Raw genomic sequence first — 23,083 nt, forward strand, 5'->3', positions numbered from 1 at the left:
CCGCGCCTGCTCGACCTCGGCATCGCGGACCTGGTCGACGGCACCAGGCGCATGCGTACCGGCGCCGGACCGGCGACCCCGAACCGGCCCGACGTCGTGGACCGCTCAGCCGCCGACCGCCCGCAAGGTCCCCGGGCGGCGGCCCATCAGGCCGTCGAGAGCCGACGACGTCGGCTCGTCGGCCGGCAGGTGCACCACCATGTGCTGGCCGTCGGTCTCCGGAAGCTCCAGCACCTCGTACGCCAGCCGCAGTTCCCCCGCCTCCGGATGGACGAAGCGGTCGACGCCCGAGCGGGCCCGCAGCAGCCCCGGTGACCGCAGCCGGTCGGAGAACGCCCGGCCCGCCGTCACCGTCAGCTCCTGGGCCAGCTCCGCCATGTGCGTGTCGGAACCGGTCACCGCGAAGGACAGCGCCCCCACCTGCTGATCGGCCACCCGGTCCCAGTCGGGGAACACCTCACGGGCGCGCGGATCGGTGAACACGAAGCGCAGACGGTTCGGCGGATCCCCGTCCAGCAGCCCCACCGGACCGGCCAGCCGGGCATAGCCGTCGCTGTACGCCACGGTCTCGCCCAGCATGTTCTCCACCGCGGCAGGCGTCGGACCCAGCCGGTCCAGCAGCGCACGGACCGTCGCCCGCACCTCGCGGGCCGGACCGGGCGTCACCGCGCACATGTGCCGCTGCATGCCCGACTTCATCAGGTTGCGCAGATGCACCCGGGCGTCCAGCGGCAGCCGGAGCGCCTCACTGAGCGCGCCCAGGACCTGCGGGGACGGATTGCGGTCCCGGCCCTGTTCCAGCCGCGCCAGGTACTCGACGCTGATCCCGGCCAGCATCGCCAGCTCCGTCCGGCGCAGGCCCGGCGTCCGCCGCCGCGGGCCCGCCGGAAGCCCGGCCTCCGCGGGAGTCATCGCCTCGCGTCGGGCGCGCAGGAACGCCCCGAGTTCGTTGTCGCTCATCCACCGATCGTACGAGCGCGGGACGAGCCGAGGGTGGCCCTGTCACTACCAGCCTCGGCACGGCCTTCCTCGCAGCCGGGCCAGGCGGCAGCGTGGAGCCCATGACCACCGAATCGCAGAGCAGCACCACCGTCCTTCCGCTCGTCCCCGGCGACTGGGTCTTCGACCCGCTGCACTCCTCCGTCGGCTTCACCGTCCGCCACCTCGGCATCTCCAAGGTGCGCGGCCGTTTCAACGAGCTCACGGCCGGACTCGTCGTCGGCGACACCCTCGACACCTCCTCCCTCACCGCGACCGTCGCCCTCGCCTCCATCGACACCGGCAACGCCGACCGTGACGCCCATGTGCGCGCGGCGGACCTCCTTGACGTGGAGAAGCGGCCGACGATGAGCTTCCGCTCCACCCGCATCGCCGGCACCGGCGAGGACTGGACCCTGGAGGGCGACCTCACCATCGGCGAGGTGACCCGGCCCATCACCTTCGACGTCGAGTTCGGCGGCGTCGTCGACGTTCCCATGGACGGCAGCAGGCACGCGGGCTTCGACGCCACCGGAGAGTTCCGTCGCAGCGACTTCGGGCTCGACTTCGCCCCCGGCTTCCTCGGCGACGTGATCAAGGTGAACCTGGAGGTCCAGTTCGTCGAGCCCAGGTAGGCGCGGACGGATCTCAGGTGTCGAGTCGGGCCGCCAGATACGGTGCGGTCCGACTCGACGCGACGCGTGCCACCTCCGCCGGCGGCCCTTCGGCGACGATCAGGCCACCGTCCTCGCCACCGCCCGGCCCGAGGTCGAGCACCCAGTCGGCCGTGGCGACCACGTCCATGTCGTGTTCGACGACGATCACCGAATGTCCGGCGTCGACCAGCCCGTGCAGCTGGCTCATCAGCACCTCGACATCGGCCGGGTGCAGGCCGGTCGTCGGCTCGTCCAGGACGTAGAGGGTGTGGCCGCGGCGCACCCGCTGGAGCTCGGAGGCGAGTTTGATGCGCTGGGCCTCGCCGCCGGAGAGCTCGGTCGCCGGCTGGCCGAGCCGCAGATAGCCGAGGCCGACGTCGAGCAGGGCGCGCAGGCTGCGTGCCGCGGCCGGGGTGTCCGCGAAGAACCCGGCCGCGGCCTCGACCGTCAGGTCGAGCACCTCGGCGATGGTGAGCCCGCGCAGCCGGACCTCCAGGGTCTCCGGGTTGTAGCGGGCCCCGTGGCAGTCCGGACAGGGCGCGTACGTACTCGGCAGGAAGAGCAGCTCGACCGAGACGAACCCCTCGCCCTGGCAGGTCTCGCAGCGGCCGCCGGGCACGTTGAACGAGAACCGCCCCGCCTTGTAGCCACGGGAACGAGCCTCCTCGGTGGCCGTGAAGAGCTTGCGTACGACATCGAAGAGGCCCGTGTACGTGGCGAGGTTGGAGCGGGGAGTCCGTCCGATCGGCTTCTGGTCGACCGTCACCAGGCGCTCCACACCAGCCAGTTCCTCCGACAACGCGCCCACCAGCGTCGACTTGCCCGAACCCGAGACACCGGTCACCGCCGTGAGGACCCCGAGGGGGAAGGCCGCGTCCAGGGCCCTGAGGTTGTGGCGTGTGATCGGGCCGGTCCGCAGCCAGCCGGCGGGCTCGCGCACCGCCCGCTCGGCCACCGCCGCGCGGTCGAAGAGGAACCGGCGGGTCGCCGACTCCTCGACCTCCGCCAGTTCGCGCGGTGGGCCGCTGTGCAGCACCCGGCCGCCGTGCACCCCCGCCCGCGGGCCGACATCCACGATCCAGTCGGCATGGCGCATCACGTCGAGGTGGTGTTCGACCACGAACACCGAGTTTCCGGACGCCTTGAGCCGGTCCAGGACCACCAGGAGCGCCTCGGTGTCGGCCGGGTGGAGTCCCGCGGACGGCTCGTCGAGGACGTACACGACACCGAAGAGCCCGGAACGCAACTGGGTGGCGAGCCGAAGCCGTTGGAGTTCGCCGTTGGACAGGGACGGGGTGGTGCGGTCCAGGCTCAGATAGCCGAGGCCGAGCTCGGTCACCGTGCCGATCCGCCCGAGCAGGTCCTCGGTGAGGACCCGCGCGGTCTCCGAGCCGTCGTGCCCCGCGAGCAGCGCCGCGAGGGCCGTCAGCGGCAGTGACGCCAGCTCGGCGATCGTACGACCCGCGAACGTGACGGCGAGGGCCTCCGGGCGCAGTCTGCTGCCGCCGCACACCCGGCACGGCTCGCTGGTCAGGAAGCGCTCCGCCTTCGCACGCAGGGTCGCGCTCTTGGAGTCGGAGAAGGTGTGCATCACATAGCGCCGCGCGCTCATGTACGTTCCCTGGTACGGGCGTTGGATCCGTCCCGCCTCCCGTACCGGATGGACCGTGACGACCGGCTGTTCGTCCGTGAAGAGGATCCACTCCCGGTCCTGTGCGTCCAGCTCCCGCCACGGCCGGTCGATGTCGTGCCCGAGGGTGTCGAGGACGTCGCGAAGGTTCTTGCCCTGCCAGGCACCGGGCCAGGCGGCGATCGCCCCCTGCCTGATCGACAACTCCGGGTCGGGGACCAGCAGTTCCTCACTGGTCGCGTGCACCCTGCCCAGACCCTGGCACGCGGGGCAGGCCCCGGCCGCGGTGTTCGGCGAGAACGCGTCGGAGTCGAGCCTCTCGGCCCCGGCCGGATACGAGCCGGCGCGGGAGAACAGCATCCGGAGCGAGTTCGACAGGGTCGTGACCGTGCCGACCGACGAGCGGGCGTTCGGCGACGAGCGGCGCTGTTCGAGCGAGACGGCGGGCGGCAGACCGGTGATCTCGCCGACCTTCGGCGCGCCCACCTGATGGATCAGCCGCCGCGCATAGGGCGCGACCGACTCGAAGTAGCGGCGCTGGGCCTCCGCGTAGATCGTGCCGAAGGCGAGCGAGGACTTGCCGGAGCCGGACACCCCGGTGAAGACGGCGATCGCGTCACGCGGAATGTCGACATCGACACCCGCGAGATTGTGCTCGCGGGCGCCGCGGACGCGGACGTACGGGTCGTGACGGTGGTCGTCGGAGCTCTCGGACATTCCTCGATACTAGGCGTTTGCCCTGGTCAGGCCGGTATGAGCCCCGCGACACGGGCGAGCCTGCGGTAGGAGTCGCGCAGCGCCTCGCGATCGTGCGTACTGGTCGTCACCAGTACCTCCTGCGCCCCGCTCTCCTTCACCGCCTGCTCCAGCGCGTCGGCGACCTGCTCCTCCGTGCCGTACACATGCCCCTCCAGGCCCGACTCGAAGAAGTCGCGCTGCTTCTCCGTCATCGTGAGCCCCTCGATCCGCTCGACGGGCAGGAGCGGCGGGAACACGCCCTGGGTGCGCGAGTACGCGAGCGACCACGCCTCCGGGATCAGCAGACGCCGGGCCTCCTCCTCGGTCCCGGCCACGGCGACCGTGCCGGCGACGACGACATACGGCTCCTCGGACCAGGAGGAGGGGCGGAAGGCGGAGCGGTAGGTGTCGATCGCGCGCAGCATCCGCTCCCGGCCCCGCAGATCCCCGATGACCATCGGAAGGCCGGCCTCCGCGGCGATCGTCGCGCCCTCGCCGGTCGCGAGGACGTAAGGCGGCACGCGCAGACCCTCGGCCGGGCGGGCGTGCACCTGCGGGTGGGCCGTCTGTGTGCCGGTGAACCAGCCGAGCAGCTCGGTCAGCTGCTCACCGAAGCGCTCGGCGTCGTCCTTGTCCCGGCCGAGCGCCCGCCGGATGCCGTCCGTGAAGCCGACCGAGCGGCCGAGCCCCATGTCGATCCGGCCGGGGAACAGCGACTCCAGGACGCCGAACTGCTCGGCGACGACCATCGGCTGGTGGTTGGGAAGCATCACCCCTCCGGTGCCGACCCTGATGGAGGACGTGGCGCCGGCGACGGCCGCGGCCAGGACCGCGGGGGCGGAGCCGGCCACGCCGGGCACGCTGTGGTGTTCCGAGACCCAGAACCGGTGGTAGCCGAGCGCCTCCGCCTCCCGGGCGAGATCCACGGTGGCGCGCAGGGCGACGGACCCGTCCTCGCCCTTCCGGGTCCGGGAGCGGTCGAGGACGGAGAGACGGATGCCGTCGAGAGAAAGGGTCACGATGGGTTCAACGCCCGAGCGCGGGGAGGATTCCCGCACGGGGCGGATCACCGGCGCGCCGGGGTTGCGGGCGTCGTGTGCGCCGGGGGCTCGGGGGCGTCGCGTGTGCCGGGGCTCGGGGGTCGTCGTGTGTGCATCGGGTCGGGGGGCGTGTGCGCCGGGCCAGGGGAGATTCGGGTGCGCCGCAGGCCCGGGGGTCGTCGTGTGCGCCGGGGCCCGAGTCGTCGCGTGTGCCGCAGGCTCGGGGGTCGACGTGTGTGCCGCAGGCTCGGGGACGTCGCGTGTGCCGGGGGCCGCGCTCTTGAGACCCCGCGCTCCTCGAGGCCCGGGGGTCCCCCACACGCGCGCGTCCCGCCCGCCCGCTCGGGAGGGCCGGTCGCCGGCGTTCGACCCCGCACTGCCTACGCTGTCCGGGTGACGCGAATCAGCAGGCCCATGGCCGTCTTCGATCTCGACAACACTCTCGCCGGCACCGCCCACCGCCAGCACTTCCTGGAGGCCCGGCCGCGCGACTGGAAGGGCTTCTTCGCCGCCGCGCCCCAGGATCCGCCGCTCGCGCAGGGCGTGGCCCTGTGTCTCGAGGCCGCCGAGGAGTGCGAGATCGTCTATCTCACCGGGCGCCCCGAGCGCTGTCGCAAGGACACCGTCTCCTGGCTCGCCGCGCAGGGACTGCCCGAGGGCCGGATCCATATGCGCAGCAACAGCGACTTCCGTCCCGCGCGCCACACCAAGCTGGAGATCCTTCGCCGGCTCGGCCGCGACCGCGACGGATGCTGGTCGACGACGACGAGCTGGTCTGCGACGCGGCCGCCCAGGCGGGCTTCCGGGTCGTCCGCGCCCGCTGGGCCGCGGCGTCGGAGGCCCTCAAGGACGCCCAGGAGAGGGAGGGCCGGACCTGACCGACTGGGTCAGTCGCCGTCCTCCAGCCGGAAGCCGACCTTCAGTCCGACCTGGTAGTGCGCGATCGCCCCGTCGACGAGGTGACCGCGCACCTGTGTCACCTCGAACCAGTCGAGGCCGCGGAGCTTCTGCGAGGCCCGGTCGATGCCGTTGCGAATGGCCTGGTCCACGCTCTCCGTGGAGGTGCCGACGATCTCGGTGACGCGGTAGGTGTGGTTCGACATGAGGGCCGAACTCCTCTCCTTGGACCTTGGGGGTCACTCCACCGTGCCCCACCACGCCCCGGTCCGCGACACGTCGGGCGCCGGGTGGTCGGCGGCGCCCTCGGAGAGGGCGAGCCGGGAGACGATCCGGTAGCGGTCGCCCCGGTACAGCGAGCGGACGTACTCCACCGGCCGCCCGCCCGTGTCCGAGGTGATGCGGTCGAAGAGCAGGGCGGGGGAGAGCACGGGGACGCCGAGCAGTTCGGCCTCCTCCTCGCTCAGGACGGTCGGCTCGATCGACTGGACGGCGTGCGCCGTCCGGATGCGGCACCTCTCGCGCAGATGGGCGTAGAAGCCGCTCTCCATGTCGGCGGGCGTCAGGCCGGGCACCAGATCCGCGGGGACGTGCAGATGCTCCAGGGCGATCGGAGCCCCGTCGACGTGCCGCAGCCGCGCCACGTACACCAGCTCCGCCGCGGGGGAGACCTTCAGCTTCCGTCCGATCCTGGCGCCCGCACGTTCAGTACGGAACTCCAGCACCGTGCTCGTCCAGCTGCCGCGGCTCCGGGGCGCGCCCGCCGCGTGGTCCTCGGCGACGAGCTCCTGGGTGATCTTGGCCGGTGCCACGAACATGCCGCGCCCGTGCTCCCGTACCAGCACCCCCGTCGCGACGAGTTCGTCGACGGCGGCGCGCAGGGTGGGGCGCGAGACGCCGAGCGTGGCGCACAGGGTGCGTTCGGAGGGGATGGCGTCGCCGGGGCGGCGCCCGTCGACCACGGCCAGCAGATGCTCCCGTACCCGCTCCCGCTTGAGCTCCATCGCATGTCCTCCCCGGCCTGTCGTCCGCCGGTCAGTATGCATCCCCGGCCGTCGAGGAGGTCACGACGCCGTCGCGGGTGAAGTCGAGCCGGGAGACGATCCGATAGCGGTCGCCCCGGTACACCGAGTGGACGTACTCCACCGGCCGGCCCGAGGTGTCGAGGGTGAGGCGCTCGATCAGCAGCGCGGGGGAGAGGACGGGGACGTCCAGGAGGGCCGCCTCCGCCTCGCTGACGACCGTGGGCTCGATCGACTGCGTCGCCTCCCGGACATGGACGCGGTGGTGGTCCCTGAGATGGTCGTAGAGGTCGCCGGCCTCCAACTCCTGCGCGGTGAGCGCTGCGGGGACCAGATCCGCCGGGATGTGGAGGTGCTCGATCGCCATGGGGGAGCCGTCGACCAGGCGGAGCCGGGCGATGTAGAGCAGCTCGGCGGCGGGGGAGAGACGGAGCTTGCGGCCGATGCGCGCGCCGGCCCGGAGCCTGGCGGACTCGAGCACCGTGCTGGACCAGCTTCCGGAGGCGCGGGGAACGGTGAAGGCCGCGTCGTCCGGAGCGAGTTGCTGGGTGATCTTGGCCGGTGCGACGAACATGCCGCGCCCGTGCTCCCGTATCAGCGCACCGGTCGCGACGAGTTCGTCGACGGCCGCGCGCAGGGTGGGGCGTGAGACGCCGAGCGTGGCACACAGGCTGCGCTCCGAAGGGATCGGTTCACCGGGGCGGCCTGCCTCGATCAGACCCAGCAGATGCTGCCGTACGCGCTCTCTCTTCAGCACCCCGCCCGAGGGGCCGTCCTTCATGTGCTCTCCCTGACTGGTCAACTGGTAAGTCTCATCCTAACCAGACCTCCTCTCCGTTGATTTGGTGAACAGCGCATATTTTTCAAGGGGTTGACGGTCACATTGGTCCATGCCACCTTCTGGTCACGCATCTGACCACTTGACCAATTGGTCAACCATCCATCGAGGTGCCCGTGAACATCCGCCCCCTCGCCGGCCCCGTCGCGCTCATGGCGACCCTGGCTCTCTCTGTCACCGCCTGCGGTTCCACCGACGACCCCGCGAACGCCGACGGGGCCGCGAAGGTCACCGTCTGGATCATGAAGGACAGCGTCACCGACGACTTCCTCACTCGCTTCCGCACCGACTTCGAGGCGACGCACCAGGGCACCACCCTCGACATCCAGATCCAGGAGTGGGACGGCATCGGCGAGAAGGTCACCGCGGCCCTGGCCAGCAAGGACGCCCCCGACGTCATCGAGGTCGGCAACACCCAGGTCGCCCAGTACGCGGCGAGCGGCGGCGTCCGCGACCTCAGCGCCAAGGTCGCCGAGCTGAACGGCGCCGACTGGCTGCCCGGCCTCGCCGAGCCCGGCAGGGTCGACGGCAAGCAGTTCGGCATCCCCTGGTACGCCGCCAACCGTGTCGTCATCTACCACAAGGAGCTCTTCGCCAAGGCCGGCGTCACCGCCCCGCCGAAGACCCGTGCCGAGTGGCTCACCGTCACCGCCAAGCTCAACAAGGGCTCCACACAGGGCATCTACCTCCCCGGACAGAACTGGTACACCCTGTCGGGCTTCATCTGGGAGGAAGGCGGCGACCTCGCCGTGCAGAACGGCAAGGAGTGGAAGGGCGCGCTCGACACCCCGCAGGCCCTCGCGGGCATGGACTTCTACCGGCAGCTCCAGGCCCTCGGCAAGGGCCCCAAGGACTCCGACGAGGCCAAGCCGCCGCAGGCCGATGTCTTCGCCAAGGGTGACGTCGCCCAGATCATCGCCGTGCCCGGCGGAGCGAAGATCGTCGAAGAGGTCAATCCGGCACTGAAGGGCAAGCTCGGCTTCTTCCCGATCCCGGGGAAGACGGCGGACAGACCCGGCGCGGTCTTCACCGGAGGCTCCGACCTCATCGTCCCCGAGGCCTCCGCCCACCCCGACGCCGCCTACGAGGTCGTCAAGGCGCTCGCCGGTGAGAAGTGGCAGACGGAGATGGCCAGAACGATGAGTTACGTCCCCAACCGCACCTCGCTCGCCCATGTGATCCAGGACGACGAGGGCACCGCGGCCATGGCCGCCGGCGCCGCGCAGGGCCGCGCCACGCCCAACTCCCCGCAGTGGGCCGCCGTGGAGGCCACCAACCCGATCAAGCAGTACATGACCGCCGTGCTCACCGGCACCGACCCAGCGCGGGCCGCCAAGGACGCGTCGGAGAGCATCACCAAGACCCTCGGCTCGTGAGCGGGCCGCGTCGCGGGGCCACCGCCCTCTGGCCCTACCTCCTCGTCGCCCCGACCGTCCTCGGCGGCGCCCTGCTCCTCGGCTACCCCCTCGTCCGCAATCTTCTGATCTCCTTCCAGCAGTACGGAATGGGCGAACTCATCCGGGGCGGCGCCGGGTTCGTCGGCTTCCAGAACTACCGGACGGTCCTGGCCGACCCGGAGTTCTGGGAGGTCGTCCGACGCACCTTCTGGTGGACGCTCGTCAACGTCGTCCTGATCATGGTGATCGGCACGCTCGTCGCGCTGATGATGCGGCGGCTCGGCCGGCGGATGAGGATCCTGGTGACGAGCGGGCTCGTCCTCGCCTGGGCCAGCCCGGTCATCGCCACCACCACCGTCTTCCAGTGGCTCTTCGCCTCCCGCCTCGGCATCGTCAACTGGGTACTCGTACGACTGGGATTCACCTCCTTCGAGGGGTACTCCTGGCTCGCCGACGGCACTGCCGCCTTCACCGTCCTCGTCCTGCTCGTGGTGTGGCAGTCGGTCCCCTTCGCCGCCATCACCCTGCACGCCGCCCTGCTGACCGTCCCCGAGGAGCTGTACGAGTCCGCCCGGCTGGACGGAGCCGGCGCCCTTCGGATCTTCCGCTCGATCACCCTGCCGCTGCTCCGGCCGATCTTCGGGCTGGTCCTGTGCCTGGAAGTCATCTGGGTCTTCCGCTGCTTCGCCCAGATCTGGGCCGTCACCCGGGGCGGCCCCGGCGAGGCGACGACCACCCTGCCGGTCTACGCGTACCGGATCGCCCAGTCGCTCCACCGCTACGACCTCGGCGCGGCCGTCTCCACCCTGACGGTGCTCATCCTCGTCGCCGTGTTGATCGCCTACTTCCGTCAGATGCTCCGGCAGGAGGCCGACCGGTGAAACCCCGCGCGCTGCGCCGACTCCCCCTGAACACCGCCGCCGCGACCGTCTTCGCCCTCGCCGTCTTCCCGGTGTACTGGATGGTCTCCACGGCCTTCAAGCCCACCCCCGACATCCAGGCGGAGACCCCCGTCCTGCTGCCGACCTCCCTCACTCTCGAGCATTTCGCGCACGCCGTCGAGGCGGACGGATTCTGGCTCTTCTGGCGCAACAGCCTCATCGTCACCGCCGGTTGCGTCCTGCTCGCGCTCGTGGTGGCGCTCGGCGCCGCCTTCGCCGTCGCGCGGATGCGCTGGCGCGGCCGGCGCGCCTTCGTCCTCATGGTCTTCATCGCACAAGTGGCGCCCTGGGAGGCGCTGTTGATCCCGATGTACGTCATCGCCCGGGACGCCGACCTGCTCGACCGGCTCGAAACCCTGACCCTGATCTACTTCATGATCACCCTGCCGTTCACCGTCGTCACCCTGCGCTCCTTCCTCGCCGCCGTCCCCGCCGAGCTCGAGGAGGCCGCCCAGGCCGACGGCTGCACCCGCGCCGAGGCCTTCCGCCGCGTGACCCTTCCCTTGCTGGCCCCCGGTCTGCTGGCCACCTCGCTCTTCGGATTCATCACCGCCTGGAACGAGTTCGCCTTCGCCAACATGCTCATCATCAAGAACCAGGACGACCGGACGCTGCCCGTCTGGCTCTCCTCCTTCTCCAACGTCTTCGGCACCGACTGGGGCGCCACCATGGCGGCGTCCACCCTCTTCGCCCTGCCCGTCCTCGTCCTCTTCCTGGTCCTGCAGAGCCGGGTCGCCGCCGGGATGACCGGCGGAGCCGTGAAGGGATAGCGCGCCGTCATGCCCGTGCCCCAGCTCATTCCGCACCCCACCCAACTCACCGTTCTGTCCGGCAGGTTCACCTTCGACGCCGATACCGCCCTCAAGATCGCCCCCGGTGCCCGGGTCGCCGCGGAGCTGCTGCGCACGCTCCTGGGGCCGGCCACCGGACTCCGGCTGCCCGAGCGCCCGGACGGCCCCGTCGTCCTCGCCCTCGACCCGGCCCTCAGCGGCCTCGGTGACGAGGGGTACGGCCTCACCGTCGGCCCCGAGGGCGTCCTGCTGCGCGCCGCCCGCCCCGGGGGCCTGCTCGCCGGAGTCCAGACACTCCGTCAACTCCTGCCCGTCCAGGCCCTTCTCGACGAACCCGTCACCGGCGTCGACTGGTCCGTGCCCTGCGTGCAGATCACCGACGTGCCCCGGTTCTCCTGGCGCGGAGCCATGCTCGACGTCGCCCGCCACTTCCGGCCCGTCTCCTTCCTCCGGAGATACGTCGACCTCCTCGCCCTCCACAAGCTCAACGTCCTCCACCTCCACCTCACCGACGACCAGGGCTGGCGCATGCCGATCGCCGGCCGCCCCCGGCTCACCGAGATCGGCGGCCTCCCGCACGGCGGCGCCTACACCCGCTCCGAACTCGCCGGTCTGGTACGGCACGCGGCCGCACGGGGAGTCACCGTGGTGCCCGAGATCGAGATGCCCGGCCATGCCAGAGCGGCCCTGGCCGCCTACCCCGAACTCGGCAACCGACCGGACCGCGCCCTGGGCGTCTGGGACCGCTGGGGTGTGTGCGACACCGTCCTCGGCGTCCACGACGGGGTCCTCGACTTCTGCCGCGACGTACTCGACGAAGTCCTCGACGTCTTCCCCTCACCGCACATCCACATCGGAGGGGAGGAGTGCCCGACCACCGAATGGCACGCCTCGCCCGTCGCCCGCCGGCGCGTCGCCGAGGCGGGACTCGACGGCCCGGACGCCCTGCACGGCTGGTTCATGGAACAGGTCGGGCGCCATCTCCTCGACGCCGGCCGCCGACCGCTCGGCTGGACCGAGACCGGCGCCGACCTCCCCCCGTACTTCACCGTCATGCCCTGGCGGGACACCGTCCACGGGCGCACGGCGGCCCGCAGGGGCCACCAGGTCGTCATGGCTCCCCACCGCTCCACGTACCTCGACTACCCCCAGTCGGCCAGGTTCGACGAGCCGCCCGGTCAGCCGGGCGCCGTCGTCGACCTGCGCGCCGTCCACGGCACCGATCCCGCCCCGGCCCACTGGAGCCAGGAGGAGACCGCGCGGGTCCTCGGCACCCAGGCGCAGCTGTGGACCGAGTTCGTCCCCACCGCCGCGCACGCCGAGTACCTGACCTTCCCCCGGCTCTGCGCCCTGGCCGAGACCGCCTGGACCGGGCGCCGGGACTGGCCGGGCTTCCAGGCCCGGCTGCGCCACCACCGGACCCGGCTCGACACCCTCCGGGTGCCGCGCCGCCTTTCCCCCACCTCCGTCCAAGGAGAGGAACCCCGATGAGCAACCGACCGATGCGTGCCCGACCGATCGGCGCCGGCCTGCGGATCCGCGCCGCACTCGCCGCCGCCGCCGTGACCGGCCTCGGTGCCACCGCGCTGACCGCGCTCCCGGCCGCCGCGGCCGGCGAGGCCGTCACCGTCCAGTACCGACAGAGTTCCACCGGGAGCGACCAGGTGGAGCCCTGGCTCAAGGTGGTCAACACCGGTTCGTCGAGCGTCCCGTTGAGCCAGGTCAAGGTGCGCTACTACTTCAAGGCCGACCCGGGAGCCTCGTACACCTACGCCTGCTCCTGGGCGGTGAAGGGCTGCGCCAATCTGACCGGCACGTTCGGCACGCTCGCGAATCCCACCGCCACCGCCGACCGCTATCTGGAGGTCGGCTTCACCGCCGGCGCCGGCAGCCTGGCCCCCGGCGCCGACACGGGCGACATGCAGCTGCGCTTCCACCGCTCCAACTGGCAGCCGCTGAACCAGAACGACGACTACTCCTTCGGCCCGGCCCAGACCACGTACGCGAACTGGAGCAAGGTCACCGCCACGGTCGGCGGCTCCCCGGTCTGGGGCACCGCCCCCGCGGGCAACGAGCCCACCCCGACGCCGACCGACCCGACCACCCCGCCGCCCACCGGCGGTCCGGCGCTCTTCGACGACTTCGACTACACCGGCCACACCGACCCGGCCATTGCCGCCCACGGTTGGAGCGTGCGCTCCAACTCCGGCGGACCGGGCGTGCCCGGCGCCGGCTGGGCGCCCGAGAACGTGACCTTCGCCAAGGAGGGCACGAACTCGATCATGAACCTGAGGACCTCGACGGCCGGGACCGCCGAGTCCACCAAGCAGACCGAGATCCTCACCCGGTCCATGAAGTTCAAGAACGGCACCTACGCCGCCCGGGTCCGCTTCTCCGACGCGCCGCTCTCCGGGCCGGACGGCGACCGTCTCGTCCAGACCTTCTTCACCATCAACGACCTCAAGGCGCCGATGGCGGACGACTACGCCGAATACGACTTCGAGTACCTGCCCAACGGCGGCTGGGGCGAGCCCGCCAACATCCTCTACACCACCTCGTGGGAGACCTACCGGCCCGACCCCTGGGAGGCCGTCAACCAGCACTCCGAGGTCCGGGCGAGCTACGCCGGCTGGCACGACCTCGTCCTGACCATCGACGACAACACGATCGTCTACTACGTCGACGGCCAGGAGTTCGGCCGACACGACGCCCGCTACCTCCCCGAGCGCCCGATGTCCATCAACTTCAACCAGTGGCTGATCGACCTCGCCGGCCAGACCTCCACCACGGCGCGGTCCTACGACCAGAAGGTCGACTACGTCCTGCACGTGAAGGACCAGGTCCTGACCCCGGCCCAGGTGGCCGCCAAGGTCGCCGCGTACCGCACGGCGGGCACGGCCTTCGAGGACTCCGTACCGGCCGTCCCGTAGCGGTTGTCCCGCCCGTACCGGGCATAACGGGCGGGCGTGCCCGGCACGCCCGCCCCGAACCGGATCGTTCGGGACTTGACCGGTTGGTTGGTCCAGACCAGAATCCAGGCCACATACCCGCGCGAACACGCCGTTCGGTCCCCCCACGACGGGTCAGCTCCCCATGCCGCACTCCATTTCATGGAACGCAGAAGGTGACCTACGTGAAGAACCGCCATCTCGTCTGTCCGCTGGCAGCCGCCACCGCCCTCGCCCTCGCGGGCTGCGGCCTCCTGCCCGGCGCCGCCGAAAGCAGCCGCACGGTCGACGTCTGGCTGATGCGCGACAGCGTCAGCGAGGACTTCCTCACACGCTTCACCGAGGCGTACGAGGCCGAGCACGAGGGCATCGAACTGGAGTTCACGTTCCAGGAGTGGACGGGGATCGGCAAGAAGGTCACCGAGGCGATCAGCGGCAAGGGCGGCCCCGACGTCATCGAGGTCGGCAACACCCAGGTCGCCCAGTACGCGGACACCGACAAGCTCTACGACCTCACCCTGGAATCCGTGCGCGACCTCGGCAGCGAGGACTGGCTGCCCGGTCTCGCCGAGCCGGGCCGCATCAGCGGAGCCCAGTACGGCATCCCCTGGTACGCCGCCAACCGTGTCGTGATCTACCACAAGGACCTCTTCCGGCAGGCCGGGATCACCAAGCCGCCCGCCAGCCGGGCGCAGTGGCTCGACGACACCGAGAAGCTCAACCGCGGCGGCTCTCAGGGCATCTACCTCGCGGGACAGGACTGGTACACCCTCGCGGGGTTCATCTGGGACGAGGGCGGCGAACTCGCCGAGGACAAGGGCGGCGACTGGACCGGCGCCCTCGACAGCCCGGCCGCGCTGCGCGGCATGGACTTCTACAAGGAGCTGCAGTCGCTCGGCTCCGGACCGAAGAACGCCGACGAGCAGACCCCGCCCCAGGCCGAGGTCTTCGCCAAGGGCGATGTCGCGCAGATCATCGCGACCCCCAGCGCCGTCGCCGCCATCACCAAGGCGAACCCGGCGCTCGAGGACAAGCTGGGCTTCTTCCCCATACCCGGCAAGAAGGCCGGGCAGCCGTGCGCCGTCTTCACCGGCGGCTCCGACCTGATCGTCCCGGAGAACGCGCCGGAGCGGAACGCGGCCATCGACGTGGTCAAGGCGCTGGCAGGGGAGAAGTGGCAGGCCGAGCTCGCCCGTGCCATGAACTACGTTCCCAACAAGAGCTCCCTCGCCTCCGTCGTCGAGGGCCAGGAGGCCACCGCCGTCATGGCCGTCGGCGCGGCCCGCGGCAAGGCCACCCCCAACTCCCCGCAGTGGGCCGACGTCGAGGCGTCCAACCCGATCAAGCCGTACATGACCGCGGTCCTGCAGGGCGAAGACCCGAAGAAGGCCGCCGAGTCGGCTTCGGAGCAGATCACGCGGACCCTCGCCGAATAGCATTCAGCGACCGCACACCCGCGATCCCCCGAACGGTCATGTCGAATCCAGTCGGTCACGGAAGAAGTAAGGAGCCGGACCACCGCTCACCCGGTCCGGCCCTCACCGTCCCCCTTCCGTACGCCGGAGGAGCCCGACATGCCCGCACCGTCGCCCGCAGCCGCCGCGGCCCCCGCTGTCCCCGTCCCCGCCGGTCTCCCCGTTCCCGCGGGTGCCCCGTCGGGTGTCACCGCCACGGCCGTCCCGTTCGCCGGTGTCCCGGCCCAGCCGCAGCCCCGGTCCGCGGTCCCGGCCGCCGACCCTGAGCCGCGCTACGTCGTCTGTCTCGCCCGCACCCAGGAAGACGTCCGCGCCGCCCAGCGCCTGCGTCACCAGGTCTTCGCGGGCGAGATGGGCGCCCGACTCGACGGACCCGAGCCGGGCCTCGACATCGACGCCTTCGACGCCTACTGCGACCACCTCCTGGTACGCGAGGAGGCCACCGGCGAGGTCGTCGGCACGTACCGCGTCCTGCCGCCCGACCGCGCCCGGATCGCCGGACGCCTCTACTCCGAGAGCGAGTTCGACCTCGGCCGGCTCGCCCCCGTCCGCGACGACCTCGTCGAGGTCGGCCGCTCGTGTGTCCACCCCGCCCACCGCAACGGCGCCGTCATCGCCCTGATCTGGGCCGGGCTCGCCCGCTACATGACCCGCACCGGCCACAACTGGCTCGCCGGGTGCTGCTCGATCCCGCTCGCCGACGGCGGCAGCCTCGCCGCCGCCACCTGGGACACCGTCAAGGCCAAGCACCTCGCGCCCGAGGAATACTGGGTCACCCCGCACAAGCTCTGGACCCCCGACGGCATCACCCGCCCCCAGGGCCGCGTCGAACTCCCGCCGCTGCTCCGTGGCTATCTGCGGCTCGGCGCATGGGTCTGCGGCGCACCCGCCCACGACGTCGACTTCGGCGTGGCCGACCTCTACGTCCTGCTGTCGCTGCGCAACACCAACCCCCGCTACCTGCGCCACTTCCTCTCCCTCGCACCGGCGCAGTGACCGCCGCCGGCTCCGCCTCCGCCTCGCCCTGGCTGCCGACCTCGCCGTGTGCCCCCGATCCCTGCGCACGGCACACGGGTCCGGCCGCCGGGCCCGTACGGGCCGCGGCCCGGCTTGCCGTGGGTGTCGCCGCCGTCCTGGTCGGGGTGCTGCTCGCACCCCTGGCGGCGCCGCTGCCGCCCGCCCGCCGGCGGGCGCTCGCCCGCCGCTGGTGCCGAGTGGTGCTCCGGGCGTTCGGCGTCCGTCTGGAGGTCACCGGAGTCCCCGCCGACGGGCCCCTGCTGATCGTCGCCAACCACATCTCCTGGCTGGACATCCCCCTCGTGGCCGCCGTCCTGCCCGGCCGGATGCTCGCCAAGAAGGAGATCCGGGCCTGGCCGGTGCTCGGGCCGCTCGCGGCCCGGGGCGGCACCCTCTTCATCGACCGCGACCGGCTACGGGCCCTGCCCGCCACCGTCCGCTCCATGGCGCGGGCTCTGGCGGGCGGCGGCCGGGTGATCGTCTTCCCGGAAGGATCCACCTGGTGCGGCCGGGGCGGAGGAGCCTTCCGGCCGGCCGCCTTCCAGGCCGCCCTCGACGCCTCCGTCCCCGTCCAGCCGGTACGGCTGGAGTACCGGCCGACCGGGCCCGCCGCGTTCGTGGGGGACGATCCGCTCGCCCTCTCGCTCTGGCGGATCGCCGCGGCCCGCGGACTCACCGCGGAGATCCGGATATTGGATCCGATATCCAGCGTCCAATATCCGGACCGCCGCTCGCTGGCCCGGGCGGCTCAGAGAGCCGTCGCCAGCGACAGCGCGAACCGCCCGTCCTTGTCCGTCCACCAGCGGGTCAGATCGAGCCCGGCCGCCGCCAGCTCCGCGCGCACGCCCGCCTGACGGAACTTCGCCGACACCTCCGTCCGTACCTCCTCACCCGCCTCGAACGGCACCACCAGATCCAGCTCGGGAATCTTCACCGTGAGCGCGTGGCGCGCCCGCAGCCGCATCTCGATCCACTCCCGTTCGTGGTCCCACAGCGCCACATGGTCGAAGTCGTCCGGCTGCACATCCGCGTCCAGCTCGCGGGCGATCACCGCCAGCACGTTCTTGTTGAACTCCGCCGTCACCCCGGCGGAGTCGTCGTACGCGGCGACGAGCGTCGCCTCGTCCTTCACCAGGTCCGTGCCGAGCAGCAGGGCGTCGCCCGGCGCCAGCATCGCCCGCACCGAACGCAGGAAGACCTCGCGCTCGTGAGGCAGCAGATTGCCGATCGTGCCTCCCAGGAACGCCACCAGGCGCGGCCCCGGTGTGCCCGGCAGTGCCAGCCCCCGAGTGAAGTCGGCGACCAGGGCGTGGATGTGGAGCCCGGGCCGCTCCACGAGCAGCGCCTCCGACGCACCCCTCAGCGCCGACTCGCTCACGTCCACCGGTACATAGCTGTCCAGCTCGGGCAGCAGCGCGTCGATCAGGAACCGGGTCTTCTCGGAGGAGCCGGAACCCAGCTCCACCAGCGTCCGCGCCCCCGTCGCCGCGGCGATGTCATGGGCCCGGGCGATCAGGATCTCCCGCTCCGCGCGGGTCGGGTAGTACTCGGGGAGCTTGGTGATCTCCTCGAACAGTTCACTGCCGCGCGCGTCGTAGAACCACTTCGGCGGCAGCTCCTTGGGCAGGCGGGTCAGACCGTGCAGGACGTCGGCGCGCAGATCGGCGTCCGTGGCGTCCTCGGGAAGGGTGCGGGTCAGCTGGAACGGACTCACGAGGAGGGCTCCTTGAGCGAGGTGAGGGTGACATCGGCGCGGGTGGCGGTCAGCAGGGTGCGGTCCGGCACCTCGCGCCAGAGCGGATCGTCGTCGTACGGCTCCGAGGCGACGACCGTGCGATCGGGGCGTTTCAGATACCAGAGGGAGTTCCCCCAGCTGGTCGCGGTGATCTCGGTGCCGTCGGTGAGCAGGAGGTTGAGCCGGGACTCGGGGTCGGCCTCGGCGACCTCCCGAACGGTGTCGCCAAGCGCCCGCCCGGGCGCGTCGCCGGCCCGCAGCCGGTGCAGTACGAGGCCCCACACCAGCGCCGAGTCCGTGCGGGCCTCCAGGGCGAGAAGTTCCCCGGCGGTCAGTGACGCGGCCAGGGGAGTCAGGGCGTCGGGCCAGTCCGCCACCGCTCCGTTGTGGCTGAACAGCCACGGCCCCGCCGCGAACGGGGCCGCCGCGGCCTCCCCGTCCGCGCCCGGCCGGGTGGCGCCCCGGACCGCTGCCAGCAGCGCCCCCGTGCGCACCACCCGCGCGAGATCGGCCAGGGAGCGATCGCCCCAGATGGGCGCGGCCCGGCGGTAGCGGGCCGGCACCGGGTCGCCCTCGGCGTACCAGCCGACGCCGAAGCCGTCCGCGTTCACCACCCCGCTGACCTGGCTGCGCGGTTGCCACGCCTGCCGCTCCAGCGAGTGCGGCGGCCGCAGCAGCAGCTCGCCGAGTGGCACCGGATCGCCGAGAAAGGCGATATGACGGCACATCAGGAGAGCTCCGCATCCCGCGCGGTCCGGAAGCCGGAGAAGATCTGCCGGCGCACCGGCAGGTCCCAGTTCCGGAAGGTGCCCCGGCAGGCCACCTCGTCCACCGCGAAGGACCCACCGCGCAGCACCTTGTGCGCCGGGCCGAAGAAGACCTCCGAGTACTCCTTGTACGGGAAGGCCGTGAATCCCGGATACGGCAGGAAGTCGCTGGACGTCCACTCCCACACGTCCCCGATCAACTGCCGTACCCCGAGCGGCGAAGCGCCCTCCGGGTAGCTTCCCGCCGGGGCGGGCCGCAGATGACGCTGGCCGAGATTCGCGTGCTCGGGCGCCGGGTCGGCGTCGCCCCACGGAAAGCGGCGCGAGCGCCCGCTCGCGGGATCGTGCCGGGCCGCCTTTTCCCACTCGGCCTCGGTGGGGAGCCTGCGTCCGGCCCAGCGGGCGTAGGCGTCCGCCTCGTACCAGCTGACATGCACCACCGGCTCGTCCTCGGGCACCGGCTCCGTCACGCCGAACCGGCGCCGTGTCCACTGGCCGCCGTCGCGCCGCCAGAACAGCGGTGCGGCGATGTCGTGCCTACGGATCTGTTCCCAGCCCTCCGCCTGCCACCAGCGCTCGTCCGTGTAGCCGCCGTCCGCGACGAACGCCATATAGGCGCCGTTGGTGACCGGGACGGTGTCGATGAAGAACGCCGGGACCATTCGGGCGTGCGCCGGGCGCTCGTTGTCCAGTGCCCACGGCTCGTCCGAGGTGCCCATGGTGAACGACCCGCCGGGGACCAGGACTTCGGCGGTCAGCCCGCCGGAGCCGGTGGCCGGCGGCGGGGGAGCGGTCAGCGCCTGCGGTCCCTTTCTCAGCTGATGGGTAATCAACATGGTCTCGTCGTGCTGCTGTTCGTGCTGGGCGATCATCCCGAAGGCGAACGCCGCCTCTACGAGCGGCCGGCCCTCCAGCGGGGTGGTCGCCAGCACGTCCAGGACCCGGCCGCGTACATCGGATGCATAGGCCCGGGCCTCGGCCGGAGGCAGCAGGGGCAGGGTCGGACGGCTGGCGCGCGGGTGCTCGAAGGCGTCGTAGATCGAGTCGATCTCCGGGCGCAGCGCGTCACGCCCCGCGACCGCCCGCCACAGCCACTGCTCCTCCTGGTTGCCGATGTGCGCCAGGTCCCACACGAGTGGAGACATCAACGGGGAGTGCTGCGCGGTGAGTTCGTCGTCCTCGACACAGGAGGTGAGCAGCGCGGTACGCTCCCGCGCCGTCGTGAGCGCGTCGAGAGCACGCCGACGCAGGGCCGAGGGATCCGTCGTCACGGTCATGACGCCACCTCCTGAAGTTCGTCGGCGGGACAGCTGCCGGGGAGTACGTACTGTTCGTGGAAGGCGGCCACCGCCTGCTGCACGGCCGGGCTCGCCCCGATCCGGGGGAGCGCCTCCAGCGCGGCGGGGAACGCCACGAGGGCCGCGGCGTGCAGATCGGGGTCGGTGAGCCCGTCCCTGGCCGCGGCCAGCCAGAGTGGGTTGCGCGGAGCCGCCTGCGGACCGGCCCGCTCGGCCAGGGGCTTGACCGCCCGGTACACGCTCTCGGCGGCCTCCGGATCGTCGAACAGCGCGGCTGCCACGGCCACCGGCACGATCCAGCCGTCCGAACCGCGCTGCGCGTCGACCATCCGCAGCTCCAGATGTCCTCGCGGCCGCACCGGCGGGAAGAGCGTCGTCAGGTGGTACCGCAGATCGTCCTCGTCGGCCGGTCGGGGGAGGCCGGTGCGCAGCCACTCGCGGAAGGTGAGCCCCTGCGGCACCGCCCACGGCGCCTCCTCGCCCCGTACGCACATCACCGGGGTGTCCAGCACATGCGTCGCCCAGGCCGCCCGTGGTTCTCCGTCCGGGGCCGGGGCGAGCGCCCGGGCCGGGTCGAGGTCGGTCCACAGCGCCTGCCGCGTCGACCGCCAGCCGGTGCGCCGCCCGCCGTGGACGGGCGAGTTGGCGAACGCGGCCACCAGGACCGCGCCCAGCAGATGGGCCAGCTGCCACCGGCGGTGGTAGCCGAGCGGTCCCGGCTCCTCGTGACCGGCGTCCAGGCAGATCTGCACCGACGCCGAGTCGCACATCATGGCCCGGCCGGACGGTCCCGTGCGATCGAGAGCGGCCTCCATCGCGTCGTACCGGGGCTCGCGGAGCAGCCGGTCACGCGGCGCGTTCCAGGGATCGACCCCGTATCCGCTGAGCGAGAGTCCGAGGGGGGAGAGCGCGTCCCGTACGGCGCGGAGATCGGCCGAGAGAGTGTCGACGCACTCCATGAGCGAGGCGGCGGGCGGCGAGCTGAGCTCCAGCTGTCCGCCGGGTTCGAGGGTGATGGCCGAGGCCAGTGGCAGGGACCGTACGGTGTCGACGGCCGAGGCCAGCCGCTGCGGTCGGACGGGAAGCCGCGGGTCACGCAGCTCGTGGACGAGCCATTCCACCTCCACCCCGAGCGCGCGGGGTGGGCCCGTCTTGAAGCAGATACATCGCAGCAGGTCCTCGGCCTCGTCCTCGGTGAGGGCGGAACCGCTCTGCGGTATGCCGCTCGACGACATGTCGTTCCTCCTGTCTCGGAAGGCGCTGATTCCACCTAAAGCCACGTCCGACCGGTGTGCAAGAGCGCCCTCTCGGCAGCACGGTGAATATCCCGTTGCCCCGGAGGAGCCGATTCGATCAAGCTTGCGCGCATGAGTGCACGACTGCGGGGGATCGCGAAGCAGACCGAGGAGATCGTCGAGGCGGGTCGATACAGGGCGCCCGGCGGCCGGATGGTCTCCATCGAGGCGGAGCTGAGCGCGGCCGTGGCCGGGACCCGTCTCTACGGCCCCGAGCCCGTCCCGGTTTCCTTCGCCCCGGACCCGCACCGCACCGCCGTCATCACGGTCACGGACGAGAGCAGCCTGGTCGCCGCACGACGGCTGACCAGGGACGATGCCGCCCCGGTCGCTGTCCTGAACTTCGCGTCCGCCCGCAACCCCGGCGGCGGCTACCTGAACGGCGCCCAGGCCCAGGAAGAGGCCGTCTGCCGCGCATCCGCCCTCTACACCACACTCCTGCGCGCCCCGGAGTACTACGCGCACCACCGGGCCGAGAGGGACGCCTTCTATACGGACCGGGTGATCCTGTCGCCCGGCGTCCCCGTCTTCCGGGACGACCGCGGCGAGTTGCTCGGCGAGCCGTTCACGGTCGGTTTCCTGACCTCGCCCGCGCCCAACGCGGGAGTGATCCGCAGGCAGACCCCCGAGCTCGCCGACCGTGTCCCGGCCGTGCTCGCGGCCCGCGCCGAGCGCGTCCTGGAGACCGCCCTGGCGGGCGGCTACCGCCGGCTCGTCCTCGGCGCCTGGGGCTGCGGCGTCTTCCAGAACGACCCCGCCGAGGTCGCCTGCGCCTTCCGGGCGCTGCTGACGGACGGGGGCCGCTTCGCCGGCCACTTCGACGAGATCGTCTTCGCGATCCTCGACCGCACCAAGGACCGGGCCACGCTCGGCGCCTTCCAGCGGGCGCTCGCCGGCTCCTGACCGGCTACGACCAGCCGTAGCGCTCGATCAGGCGCTCCACCACACGGTCGAATCGCGGCCGGTCCAGGGCGCACGCCTCCCGGCGCATCCCCGCCTCGTGGACCCGCAGCACCCGGTCCAGATCGACCCAGGACTCGCGGCGCGCGCTGTCCCAGTCGCCCACCCCGATCGCCACCCACTCGCGATCGCTGTCATGGCGCTTGCTGGACAGCTGGACGGCGAGCAGCGTCCCGGCCTCCTCCCGGGCCACCACCAGAACCGGACGGTCCTTGCCCCGCCCGTCGTTCTCCTCGAAGGGCACCCAGGTCCACACGATCTCCCCGGGATCCGGGGCGCCGTCGCGGTCGGGGGCGTAGGACGTGCGGACGGGGCCGATCGCGTGCGGGTCGGCCTCGGTCGTGGAGTACTGGAAGGTCGTCACGTGACCACCGTAGGGCCCCGGCCGGGCGCGACGTCCCTGACATGCGGTGTTCCTACACGCGTGCGAGGCTGAAAACGGCCCCAGCGTCCGATTCTCGCTGTCAGGAGGCACGATCGTGGGCAAGAAACAGACCCGGGTGAACCGCGGTGCCCGTACGGGCGGTCACGAGCACAGGACCGAGGCGACGGCGAAGGAACAGACCCCTGCCGTACGTGAGACCCCGCGGCCGATCATCGAGCAGGTCTCCCACAAGAAGGAGCGGAAGTTCGGCCACAACTGACTTCCGTACGTCCCCA

General features: G+C 71.8%; 22 protein-coding genes and 1 pseudogene. 12 read left to right on the forward strand and 11 right to left on the reverse strand.

From position 1 onward, the window contains the following. Positions 1 to 105: 105 nt before the first annotated feature. On the reverse strand, positions 106 to 960 hold the full coding sequence (locus ACZ561_RS14920; RefSeq protein ID WP_470994253.1) for a helix-turn-helix domain-containing protein: 855 nt from the start codon (positions 958 to 960) through the stop codon (positions 106 to 108). Between the two features lie 101 nt (positions 961 to 1,061). On the opposite strand from ACZ561_RS14920, the gene ACZ561_RS14925 reads away from it, so the two are divergent. Next, a complete protein-coding gene (locus tag ACZ561_RS14925) occupies positions 1,062 to 1,613 on the forward strand; it encodes a YceI family protein (RefSeq protein ID WP_470994256.1) in 552 nt (183 codons plus the stop codon). Positions 1,614 to 1,626: 13 nt separating this feature from the next. Here ACZ561_RS14925 and ACZ561_RS14930 read toward each other — a convergent pair whose 3' ends face one another. Together ACZ561_RS14930 and ACZ561_RS14935 are read right to left on the reverse strand one after the other, a co-directional pair. Beyond that, a complete protein-coding gene (locus ACZ561_RS14930) occupies positions 1,627 to 3,981 on the reverse strand; it encodes an ATP-binding cassette domain-containing protein (protein ID WP_470994259.1) in 2,355 nt (784 codons plus the stop codon). A 26-nt stretch (positions 3,982 to 4,007) separates the two neighbouring features. Next, complete coding sequence (locus ACZ561_RS14935; protein ID WP_470994263.1) at positions 4,008 to 5,021, reverse strand: LLM class flavin-dependent oxidoreductase; 1,014 nt, start codon at positions 5,019 to 5,021, stop codon at positions 4,008 to 4,010. A 435-nt stretch (positions 5,022 to 5,456) separates the two neighbouring features. Between ACZ561_RS14935 and ACZ561_RS14940 the strand changes: the two are divergent. Continuing rightward, positions 5,457 to 5,920: pseudogene (locus tag ACZ561_RS14940) on the forward strand (phosphatase domain-containing protein). A 9-nt stretch (positions 5,921 to 5,929) separates the two neighbouring features. On the opposite strand, the gene ACZ561_RS14945 reads toward ACZ561_RS14940, so the two are convergent. Genes ACZ561_RS14945 through ACZ561_RS14955 form a run of 3 tightly spaced genes read right to left on the reverse strand, consistent with a single transcriptional unit; the run spans position 5,930 to position 7,742 of the window. Next, positions 5,930 to 6,145, reverse strand: a complete 216-nt coding sequence (locus tag ACZ561_RS14945; protein WP_376435547.1) for a dodecin — start codon at positions 6,143 to 6,145, stop codon at positions 5,930 to 5,932. A 33-nt stretch (positions 6,146 to 6,178) separates the two neighbouring features. Further along, the gene (locus ACZ561_RS14950) at positions 6,179 to 6,943 is read right to left on the reverse strand and encodes a GntR family transcriptional regulator (protein WP_470994267.1); all 765 of its coding nucleotides are present in this window, start codon (positions 6,941 to 6,943) and stop codon (positions 6,179 to 6,181) included. 31 nt (positions 6,944 to 6,974) lie between these two features. Further along, complete coding sequence (locus ACZ561_RS14955) at positions 6,975 to 7,742, reverse strand: GntR family transcriptional regulator (protein ID WP_470994453.1); 768 nt, start codon at positions 7,740 to 7,742, stop codon at positions 6,975 to 6,977. 173 nt (positions 7,743 to 7,915) lie between these two features. Here ACZ561_RS14955 and ACZ561_RS14960 point away from each other — a divergent pair, with 173 nt between their 5' ends. The 8 genes from ACZ561_RS14960 to ACZ561_RS14995 all read left to right on the forward strand — a co-directional run bounded on the left by ACZ561_RS14960 (position 7,916) and on the right by ACZ561_RS14995 (position 17,222). Then, positions 7,916 to 9,175 (forward strand): extracellular solute-binding protein, encoded by a 1,260-nt coding sequence (locus ACZ561_RS14960; protein WP_470994269.1) that lies wholly within the window; start codon positions 7,916 to 7,918, stop codon positions 9,173 to 9,175. Further along, positions 9,172 to 10,077 (forward strand): carbohydrate ABC transporter permease, encoded by a 906-nt coding sequence (locus ACZ561_RS14965; protein ID WP_470994272.1) that lies wholly within the window; start codon positions 9,172 to 9,174, stop codon positions 10,075 to 10,077. The genes ACZ561_RS14960 and ACZ561_RS14965 overlap by 4 nt, the downstream gene beginning before the upstream one ends. Further along, positions 10,074 to 10,907, forward strand: a complete 834-nt coding sequence (locus ACZ561_RS14970) for a carbohydrate ABC transporter permease (RefSeq protein ID WP_470994276.1) — start codon at positions 10,074 to 10,076, stop codon at positions 10,905 to 10,907. The genes ACZ561_RS14965 and ACZ561_RS14970 overlap by 4 nt, the downstream gene beginning before the upstream one ends. A 9-nt stretch (positions 10,908 to 10,916) precedes the next feature. Beyond that, positions 10,917 to 12,419 (forward strand): beta-N-acetylhexosaminidase, encoded by a 1,503-nt coding sequence (locus tag ACZ561_RS14975; RefSeq protein WP_470994278.1) that lies wholly within the window; start codon positions 10,917 to 10,919, stop codon positions 12,417 to 12,419. Then, on the forward strand, positions 12,416 to 13,858 hold the full coding sequence (locus tag ACZ561_RS14980) for a cellulose binding domain-containing protein (RefSeq protein ID WP_470994281.1): 1,443 nt from the start codon (positions 12,416 to 12,418) through the stop codon (positions 13,856 to 13,858). Before ACZ561_RS14975 ends, ACZ561_RS14980 begins: the two co-directional genes overlap by 4 nt. A gap of 203 nt (positions 13,859 to 14,061) precedes the next feature. After that, positions 14,062 to 15,312 carry an extracellular solute-binding protein gene (locus ACZ561_RS14985; RefSeq protein WP_470994456.1) on the forward strand — a complete coding sequence of 417 codons (1,251 nt, stop codon included), beginning with the start codon at positions 14,062 to 14,064 and terminating at the stop codon, positions 15,310 to 15,312. Between the two features lie 138 nt (positions 15,313 to 15,450). Beyond that, complete coding sequence (locus ACZ561_RS14990; RefSeq protein WP_470994284.1) at positions 15,451 to 16,347, forward strand: GNAT family N-acetyltransferase; 897 nt, start codon at positions 15,451 to 15,453, stop codon at positions 16,345 to 16,347. Further along, positions 16,344 to 17,222 carry a lysophospholipid acyltransferase family protein gene (locus ACZ561_RS14995; RefSeq protein ID WP_470994286.1) on the forward strand — a complete coding sequence of 293 codons (879 nt, stop codon included), beginning with the start codon at positions 16,344 to 16,346 and terminating at the stop codon, positions 17,220 to 17,222. The genes ACZ561_RS14990 and ACZ561_RS14995 overlap by 4 nt, the downstream gene beginning before the upstream one ends. Here ACZ561_RS14995 and egtD read toward each other — a convergent pair. Genes egtD through egtA form a run of 4 tightly spaced genes read right to left on the reverse strand, consistent with a single transcriptional unit; the run spans position 17,117 to position 21,403 of the window. Next, positions 17,117 to 18,082, reverse strand: coding sequence for an L-histidine N(alpha)-methyltransferase (gene egtD, locus ACZ561_RS15000; RefSeq protein WP_470994288.1), 966 nt, complete (start codon positions 18,080 to 18,082; stop codon positions 17,117 to 17,119). The genes ACZ561_RS14995 and egtD overlap by 106 nt on opposite strands. Beyond that, positions 18,079 to 18,831, reverse strand: coding sequence for an ergothioneine biosynthesis protein EgtC (egtC, locus tag ACZ561_RS15005; protein ID WP_470994290.1), 753 nt, complete (start codon positions 18,829 to 18,831; stop codon positions 18,079 to 18,081). The genes egtD and egtC overlap by 4 nt, the downstream gene beginning before the upstream one ends. Continuing rightward, on the reverse strand, positions 18,831 to 20,147 hold the full coding sequence (egtB, locus tag ACZ561_RS15010) for an ergothioneine biosynthesis protein EgtB (protein ID WP_470994294.1): 1,317 nt from the start codon (positions 20,145 to 20,147) through the stop codon (positions 18,831 to 18,833). Before egtB ends, egtC begins: the two co-directional genes overlap by 1 nt. After that, positions 20,144 to 21,403 carry an ergothioneine biosynthesis glutamate--cysteine ligase EgtA gene (egtA, locus tag ACZ561_RS15015; RefSeq protein WP_470994297.1) on the reverse strand — a complete coding sequence of 420 codons (1,260 nt, stop codon included), beginning with the start codon at positions 21,401 to 21,403 and terminating at the stop codon, positions 20,144 to 20,146. The genes egtB and egtA overlap by 4 nt, the downstream gene beginning before the upstream one ends. Before the next feature lie 132 nt (positions 21,404 to 21,535). On the opposite strand from egtA, the gene ACZ561_RS15020 reads away from it, so the two are divergent. Then, positions 21,536 to 22,366 carry a TIGR02452 family protein gene (locus ACZ561_RS15020; RefSeq protein WP_470994300.1) on the forward strand — a complete coding sequence of 277 codons (831 nt, stop codon included), beginning with the start codon at positions 21,536 to 21,538 and terminating at the stop codon, positions 22,364 to 22,366. A gap of 4 nt (positions 22,367 to 22,370) precedes the next feature. Here ACZ561_RS15020 and ACZ561_RS15025 read toward each other — a convergent pair whose 3' ends face one another. Next, positions 22,371 to 22,787, reverse strand: a complete 417-nt coding sequence (locus ACZ561_RS15025) for a type II toxin-antitoxin system PemK/MazF family toxin (protein ID WP_376435509.1) — start codon at positions 22,785 to 22,787, stop codon at positions 22,371 to 22,373. Between the two features lie 115 nt (positions 22,788 to 22,902). Between ACZ561_RS15025 and ACZ561_RS15030 the strand changes: the two genes are divergently transcribed. Further along, entirely contained in the window at positions 22,903 to 23,067 is a 165-nt protein-coding gene (locus tag ACZ561_RS15030; RefSeq protein WP_175439183.1) for a hypothetical protein, read from the forward strand. Positions 23,068 to 23,083: the final 16 nt, after the last annotated feature.

The organism is Streptomyces sp. NPDC039609 (genome assembly GCF_055596705.1).